The sequence below is a fragment of the Streptomyces sp. NPDC059456 genome (assembly GCF_042750055.1).
Classification (GTDB): domain Bacteria; phylum Actinomycetota; class Actinomycetes; order Streptomycetales; family Streptomycetaceae; genus Streptomyces.
On the sequence record NZ_JBHYVA010000505.1, the window covers coordinates 1 to 6,314 of the forward strand.

General features: G+C 74.8%; 7 protein-coding genes and 1 pseudogene. 4 read left to right on the forward strand and 4 right to left on the reverse strand.

Annotated elements, in window-relative coordinates; translation table 11 throughout:
- Together ACFXA3_RS31750 and ACFXA3_RS31755 are read right to left on the reverse strand one after the other, a co-directional pair.
- A partial coding sequence (locus tag ACFXA3_RS31750) for a DUF6225 family protein (RefSeq protein ID WP_385192395.1) occupies positions 1-196 on the reverse strand: 196 nt, incomplete at its 3' end.
- A 74-nt stretch (positions 197-270) separates the two neighbouring features.
- Positions 271-873 carry a TetR/AcrR family transcriptional regulator gene (locus ACFXA3_RS31755; RefSeq protein ID WP_385192398.1) on the reverse strand — a complete coding sequence of 201 codons (603 nt, stop codon included), beginning with the start codon at positions 871-873 and terminating at the stop codon, positions 271-273.
- A 131-nt stretch (positions 874-1,004) separates the two neighbouring features.
- Here ACFXA3_RS31755 and ACFXA3_RS31760 point away from each other — a divergent pair, with 131 nt between their 5' ends.
- A complete protein-coding gene (locus ACFXA3_RS31760) occupies positions 1,005-2,420 on the forward strand; it encodes an amidase (RefSeq protein ID WP_385192400.1) in 1,416 nt (471 codons plus the stop codon).
- Between the two features lie 227 nt (positions 2,421-2,647).
- On the opposite strand, the gene ACFXA3_RS31765 is transcribed toward ACFXA3_RS31760, so the two are convergent.
- A complete protein-coding gene (locus tag ACFXA3_RS31765) occupies positions 2,648-3,631 on the reverse strand; it encodes an aldo/keto reductase (RefSeq protein WP_385192402.1) in 984 nt (327 codons plus the stop codon).
- A 98-nt stretch (positions 3,632-3,729) separates the two neighbouring features.
- Here ACFXA3_RS31765 and ACFXA3_RS31770 point away from each other — a divergent pair, with 98 nt between their 5' ends.
- On the forward strand, positions 3,730-4,317 hold the full coding sequence (locus ACFXA3_RS31770; protein ID WP_385192405.1) for a TetR family transcriptional regulator: 588 nt from the start codon (positions 3,730-3,732) through the stop codon (positions 4,315-4,317).
- A gap of 83 nt (positions 4,318-4,400) precedes the next feature.
- Positions 4,401-4,921 (forward strand): annotated as a pseudogene (locus tag ACFXA3_RS31775) (GNAT family N-acetyltransferase); the annotation flags it as partial.
- Positions 4,922-4,966: 45 nt separating this feature from the next.
- Here the strand turns inward: ACFXA3_RS31775 and ACFXA3_RS31780 are convergent.
- On the reverse strand, positions 4,967-5,554 hold the full coding sequence (locus tag ACFXA3_RS31780; RefSeq protein WP_385192407.1) for a TetR/AcrR family transcriptional regulator: 588 nt from the start codon (positions 5,552-5,554) through the stop codon (positions 4,967-4,969).
- 66 nt (positions 5,555-5,620) lie between these two features.
- On the opposite strand from ACFXA3_RS31780, the gene ACFXA3_RS31785 reads away from it, so the two are divergent.
- Positions 5,621-6,142, forward strand: a complete 522-nt coding sequence (locus ACFXA3_RS31785; protein ID WP_385192410.1) for a DUF3995 domain-containing protein — start codon at positions 5,621-5,623, stop codon at positions 6,140-6,142.
- Positions 6,143-6,314 lie beyond the last annotated feature (172 nt).

The following is a 6,314-nucleotide window of genomic DNA, read 5'->3' on the forward strand; positions in this document are numbered from 1 at the left end:
GGGCGTCGCCCTCGCCGTCGAGGTCCATCTCGACCGGCTCGGCGTCCACCAGGACGTACTCCCCGTAGCCCTCGAAGTCCCCGGGGCCGTCGGCGACGCCGATGTGGATGGGGGTCTCGTCGGGCAGTGCCGCCAGCGCCTCGCGGAGCCGGCCTGCGGTCCACACCTGCGGATTGTGATCGAACATGTCAGCCATGCGGCGACATTAGAGGGCGAAGGGTGCACCACGGCCACGGCACGCCGGACGGTTTCCCGCATCCGCGACGACACTCACCCGGAGTGCGTCCAGAGCCCGCCCAGGTGTCCGTGGAGCACGTCCTGCGCTTCGTGCGGGGTGAGGTGGCCGATGAGGACGTGTGCGGTGAGACCGTCCGCGAGGGCGAGCAGAGCACGGGCCTCGCGCCGCGGATCGAGGGGCGCGGTGCGGCCGGCGTCCTCCGCGGCTTCCGTGATGAGCTGCGTGAACGACTCCTGCAGGGCGGCGTAGTTCGCCTTCAGCGTTCCCGCGAGCGGCTCGCTGACGGCCGCCTGCGCGACGAAGGCCAGCCAGACGCGGGCCTCGGCCCGGTGCTCCTCGCGCAGCAGGGCGAGTTCGGTGGCCGCGTGGCCCAGCGCGGTGCCGGCCGACTGGGCCGGGCTGCGGACGAGCCGGGTCCGTACGCGCTCGCCGATGCGCTCGCCGACGTATCCGAGGGCGAAGACGAGCATCTCGTCCTTGGTGCGGAAGCACCGCTGCACCGCGCCCATCGACACCTGCGCGCGGGCGGCGACGTCGCGCAACGTCACGCCTTCGAGTCCGCTTTCGTCGGCGAGGCGGCAGACGGCCTCGGCGATGAGGCGGCGTCGGCCCTCGTGGTCCACCTGCCTGGGCATGCCCGGTCTCCTCCCACCCGTGACGAGACTCCCCGCCGCACGGAGGAGTTTATTCGATGCGAGCGCATCGGTTCCCGGGATATCGTTCCGATGCAAGCGCATCGGAACAGGGAAGGAAGAGGGTTCACACCATGCCGGATCCCTTGTGGCGGCTGTCGGCCGCCGAGCAGGCGCGGGCCGTGCGCCGCGCGGACGTGTCGGCCGTCGAGCTGGTCGACAGCCATCTGGAACGCATCGCGGAGGTCAACCCGCAGGTGAACGCGGTGACCCAGCTGATGGCTGAGCGCGCGCGGGCGGCCGCCGCCCGCACCGACAGGCTGCGGGCCCGGGGCGCGGCGCCGGGGCCGCTCGCGGGCGTGCCGTTCACGGTGAAGGAGACCACCCCCGTGGAAGGCGCGGCGACCACCTTCGGCACCCCGCGCTTCCGCGACCTGGTGGCCCCGGCCGATGCGCCTCCGGTGGCGCGGCTGCGCGCGGCGGGCGCCATCCCGATCGGGCACGCCAACGTACCCACCCTGATCCTGGCCGGCATGCACACGCGCAGCGAGCTGTACGGCGACACGGTCAACCCGTGGGACCGCACGGTGACTCCGGGCGGCTCCAGCGGCGGCGACGCGGTGGCCGTCGCCACGGGCATGGCCGCGCTCGGACTCGGCAACGACTCGGGCGGCTCGGTGCGCATCCCGGCGCAGTTCTGCGGGGTGGCCGGGCTGAAGCCGTCGACGGGCCGCTTCCCGGCGGACCACCGCGTCCTCGGTCCGGACGACCCCGGCCCGGCCTCCCAGGTGCTCGTCACGGACGGGCCGCTGGCACGGTCGGTGGGCGATCTGCGGCTGGCGTACGAGGTGCTGGCCGGCACCGATCCGCGTGATCCGCGGGCCGTGCCCGTGCCGCCGTACGGAGCACCGCTGCCGGGGCCGGTGAAGGTCGCCGTGGTCGCCGACCCGGGCGGGCTGGGCGTGCACCCGGCGGTCGCGGCGGCCGTGGCGGCCGCCGCCGGCGCGCTGCGCGACGCGGGGTACGACGTGCGCGAGGTGGCGGACGTACCGCGCATGGCCGAGGCCCTGGAGGCGTACGGCCGGATCGCGGTGACCGAGTTCGCCCGCAGCTGGCCGGCGGTGCGCACGCTGCTCGGCCCGGGCGGGGACCGGTACATCGCGATGATGATGGAGCAGACCCCGCCCGCGAGCGCCGACGAGCTCGTGGAGCTGATGGGCCGCCGGCTGAACATCCGCCGGTCGTGGGCGGAGTTCCTGCACGAGTACCCCCTGCTGCTCGGCCCCGTGTTCACCGAGCCGCCGGTCGAACCGGGGCTGGAGTCGCGCGACCGGGCGGGCCGCGACCGGGTCGGGACGGCCATGCGGCTGTGCACGGTGACCAGCTTCGTGGGCGTGCCGGCCGTGGCCGTGCCGACCGGGACGGCCGAAGGGCTCCCGTGCGGGGTGCAGATCGTCGGGCGCGCCTTCCGGGAGGACCTGTGCCTGGACGCCGCCCAGGCGGTCGAGGACCGGCTCGGGGTGCTCACCCCCGTGGATCCGCGGGGGTGAGGCGGCGCGGACCCGGGCGCCGCCCGAGGCCGCCGGCGCGGAGCAGCCGGTTCGGGATGCCGGGCGGGTCCGGGGCCGGGCGCGTCCCGGAGCGGGTCCGTGCCGGGGTGGGTGCGTCCCGGAGCGGGTGCCTCCCGGGGCGGGCGCGTCCCGGGGCGGGTGCCTCCCGGAGCGGGTGCCTCCCGGGGCGAGTGCGTCCCGGAGCGGGCGCGTCCCGGAGCGGGCGCTCACCCGTTCAGCGACTGCATCAGCTCCGGGGCGTAGCGGTCGCCCGAGACCACTCCGTGCGGGGCCACGGCGTCGATGGCGGCCAGCTCCGCGTCCGTGATCGTCACCGCGGTGGCGGCGATGTTCTCCTCCAGGTACCGGCGGCGCTTGGTGCCCGGGATCGGCACGGCGCCCTGGCGCAGCGTCCAGGCGAGGGCCAGCTGCGAGGGGGTGACGCCCTTCTCCGCGGCGAGGCGGCGCACCTGCTCGACGACGGCCAGGTTGCGGCCGAAGTTCTCGCCCTGGAAGCGGGGGTCCGTACGGCGGAAGTCGTCCGCCGCGAAATCGTCCGGCGTGGTGATCGCACCCGACAGGAAACCCCGGCCGAGCGGCGAGTACGCGACGAGCCCGATGCCGAGCTCGCGCAGGGTGTCGAGGACGCCGTCGTACTCGATGCCGCGCTCGAAGAGGCTGTACTCGGTCTGCACGGCGGCGAGCGGGTGCACGGCGTGGGCGCGGGCGATCGTGGCGGGCGCGGCCTCGCACAGGCCGATGTGGCGGACCTTGCCGGCGGCGACGAGCTCGGCCAGGGCGCCGACGCTCTCCTCGACCGGGACGTTCGGGTCGACGCGGTGCAGGTAGTACAGGTCGATGTGGTCGGTGCCGAGGTGACGCAGCGAGCGGTCGGCCGAGCGGCGGATGTACTCGGGGGTCGCGTTGTGCCCGCGGAAAGCGCCCTCGTCGGTGAACTCGATGCCCGTCTTGGTGGCGACGACGGCGGCGTCGCGGCGGCCGGCGAGGGCCTTGCCGAGGAGCTGCTCGTTCAGGAAGGGGCCGTAGCCCTCGGCGGTGTCGAGCAGGGTGACGCCCAGCTCCAGGGCGCGGTCGACGGTGGCGAGGGACTCGGTCTCGTCGGTGGCTCCGTAGTGGGCGCTCATCCCCATCAGGCCGAGGCCCTCGGCGCCGACCTCGAGGCCCTGACCGCCCAGTGCGCGGATCTCCATGACGTGCTCCTCCGTAAGTAACTAACTGGATAGTTCGACTATGCACCCGGACCGCGCCACATGTCAATAACCGGATAGTTACTTGCTAGGCTTCGCCCATGGCACGGGATTCCAGCGCGACCAAGGCACGCCTGCTCGACGCGGCGTTCTCCGAATTCGCCGCGTACGGCATCGCCGGCGCGCGCGTCGACCGCATCGCCGAGGCCGCGCAGGCGAACAAGCGGCTCATCTACGTCTACTACGGCAACAAGGAGCAGCTCTTCGATGCCGTGCTCCAGCGGGCGCTGGAGACCGGTGCGGAGTCGGTCCCGTTCGACGCCGAGGACCTGCCCGGCTACGCGGGCGCCGTCTTCGACCACCTCGTCGCCCAGCCGTCCCTGATGCGGCTCGTGCTGTGGAAGCAGCTGGAACGGCCCGGGGCCACGGACGCGGAGGCGGCGTCGTACCGCGGCAAGATCGCGGTGGTGGAGGAGGCGCAGAAGGCGGGGTACGTCGACGCCGCGATGGACCCGGCCGACGTCCTGACGCTGGTGATGGGCCTGTCCCAGGCCTGGTTCGGCGCGGTGGGCGGCCCGGCGGCGGGCGAATCGGGCGCCGGCTGGGAGGCCGAGCGGCTCGCCCGCCACCGCGCGGCGGTCACGGAAGCCGTACGCCGCGCCACGGCCGCGCGCCGGGATCCGGCCTAGGACTCCCCCACGGGCTCCCTTGTGGATTGCGCTGCGGATTCACTTGCGGACAACTCGCGTGCGCCTGCGTCACGTTGCCGGCCATGACCGGGCTCGGGCCGATCTCCTGGCCGGCCGCCCCGATGCGGACCGGCCGGCTCGCGCTCCGTGCGGCGGAGGCCCGGGACCGTGCGGCGTTCATCGAGCTGCTGTCGTCCCCGGAGGTGGGCACCCACCTCGGCCGCCCGCGACCGTGCGGCGCACTCGAACGTGCGGTGCCCGGGGTGCCCGGGCGGCGCCCCGGGGTCTTCGTGGTCGAGCTCGGCGGGGCGATGATCGGCAGGGTCACCCTCGACCGGCGCGGCGCGGAGCGTCCGGGCACGTCCGCCCGGAGGCCGGGGAGGCCGAACTCGGCCACATCTTCCTGCCACAGGCGTGGGGGCACGGCTACGCCGCCGAGGCGTGCGCGGCCGTACCCGGCCGGTTCGCAGATGCGCTTCCCGGCGAGCCGGTGGTGCTCTGCACGCGGACCGCGAACTCCCGCGCGCTGCACCTCGCCGTGCAGCCGGGGTTCACCGAGGTGGAGCGGTGCGAGGAGTACGGAGCCGAACAGTGGCCCGGCGTGTCGGACGCCGCCCGACGGCACGCACGGCAGCGCCCGGGAGCCGGGCTAGGCGGGTGCCTGCGGGGGCGTCAGGATCATGGTGATGAAGTGGTCGAGGGCCGCCTCCGCGCCCGGGTCGTCCGGGAGCACCTCGGGGGCCGCGTCGGGCGCGGTCCGCCGCAGTTCCAGCCGGCCCAGGTAGGCGGCGTACGCCGCGAGCGCGCGGTGGCGGGCCTCCCGCGGCCCGAAGCCCAGTCCGTCGAAGATCTCCGCCAGGAAGTCGAGCCGGGTCCGGGCGACCCGGGCGACGACCTCGGCGACCGCCGGGTGCGCGGTGTGCGCGACCAGAGCCGGCTCAAGCCCGGCGATCTCCTCCGCGCCCAGCGCGACGGCGAACAGCATCCGCGCCCGCGCCCGCGCGTCCCCCTCTTCCCGGACGACGGCGATGACCTCCGTGGTGGCATGCCGCTCCCACGCCTCCAGGGCCGCAACGAGCAACGCCTCGCGGTTCTCGAAATGCCAGTAGAAACTGCCGCGCGACACCGCGAGTTCGCGGGCGAGGACGTCCACCGCCACCGCCTGCAACCCACCCCGGGCCAGCGCCCGCAGGGCCGCCATCGTCCAGTCGTCCTTGGTCACTTTCCCCTTGGCCATGTTCCATACAGTACTGTATGGAACATCCATACAGAGGTGTATGGAACTGGGGTGAGAGGTGTTCGCATGAGTGCCATGACCAGGCTCTTCGGTACGACGGGGGACGCGGCCGCGGGGGTCCGCACGGAGCCGGCGAGCCCCGCGGTGCGGGGTGCGGCGGTGGCGGCGGCCGGTGGCCTGCTAGCGGCGGGGGCCCTGCACGCGGTGTGGGTGTTCTCCCCGTGGCCGCTGGACTCGCGCGCGGAATTCGCGTCCGTGGTGGTCGGCGTGGACGAGTCGCGGCTGCCGTCCGCGCCGCTGACCTTCGCCGTGGCGGGCCTGCTGGGCGCCGCCGCGGGGCTGGTGGCGGCCGGCGCCCGGCCGGCGAGCCCGCTCGGGCGGTCGCGGCCGGTGCGCGCCGGACTCTGGACGGTGTCCGGCGCGCTCGCGGCGCGCGGCCTCGGCGGGCTCGCGGCCTCCGGGCTCGGGCTGGGCTCCAAGCCGGCCGGCTTCCGGCACTGGGACCTGCGGCTGTACTCGCCGCTGTGCGTCACGCTCGGCGGGCTCACGGGATACGTGGCCCTGCGCACCCGGCGGCACCCCGCCTGACACGAACCCGGGCCCGGCGGAGGCCCGGGCGCAGGCCCAGGCGGAGGCCCGGGCGCAGGCCCGGCGTCAGACCCGGGCACAAGCCCGGCGTCAGACCCGGCCACAAGCCCGGCGTCAGACCCGGCCACAAGCCCGGCGTCAGACCCGGCCACAAGCCCGGCGTCAGACCCGG

Bases quoted from the DNA above. Each gene is read 5' to 3' on its own strand.
- ACFXA3_RS31770 (WP_385192405.1), top strand. From the start codon at position 3,730: ATGGCACGGGATTCCAGCGCGACCAAGGCACGCCTGCTCGACGCGGCG.
- ACFXA3_RS31785 (WP_385192410.1), top strand. From the start codon at position 5,621: ATGAGTGCCATGACCAGGCTCTTCGGTACGACGGGGGACGCGGCCGCG.
- ACFXA3_RS31765 (WP_385192402.1), bottom strand. From the start codon at position 3,631: ATGGAGATCCGCGCACTGGGCGGTCAGGGCCTCGAGGTCGGCGCCGAG.
- ACFXA3_RS31755 (WP_385192398.1), bottom strand. From the start codon at position 873: ATGCCCAGGCAGGTGGACCACGAGGGCCGACGCCGCCTCATCGCCGAG.
- ACFXA3_RS31760 (WP_385192400.1), top strand. From the start codon at position 1,005: ATGCCGGATCCCTTGTGGCGGCTGTCGGCCGCCGAGCAGGCGCGGGCC.
- ACFXA3_RS31780 (WP_385192407.1), bottom strand. From the start codon at position 5,554: ATGGCCAAGGGGAAAGTGACCAAGGACGACTGGACGATGGCGGCCCTG.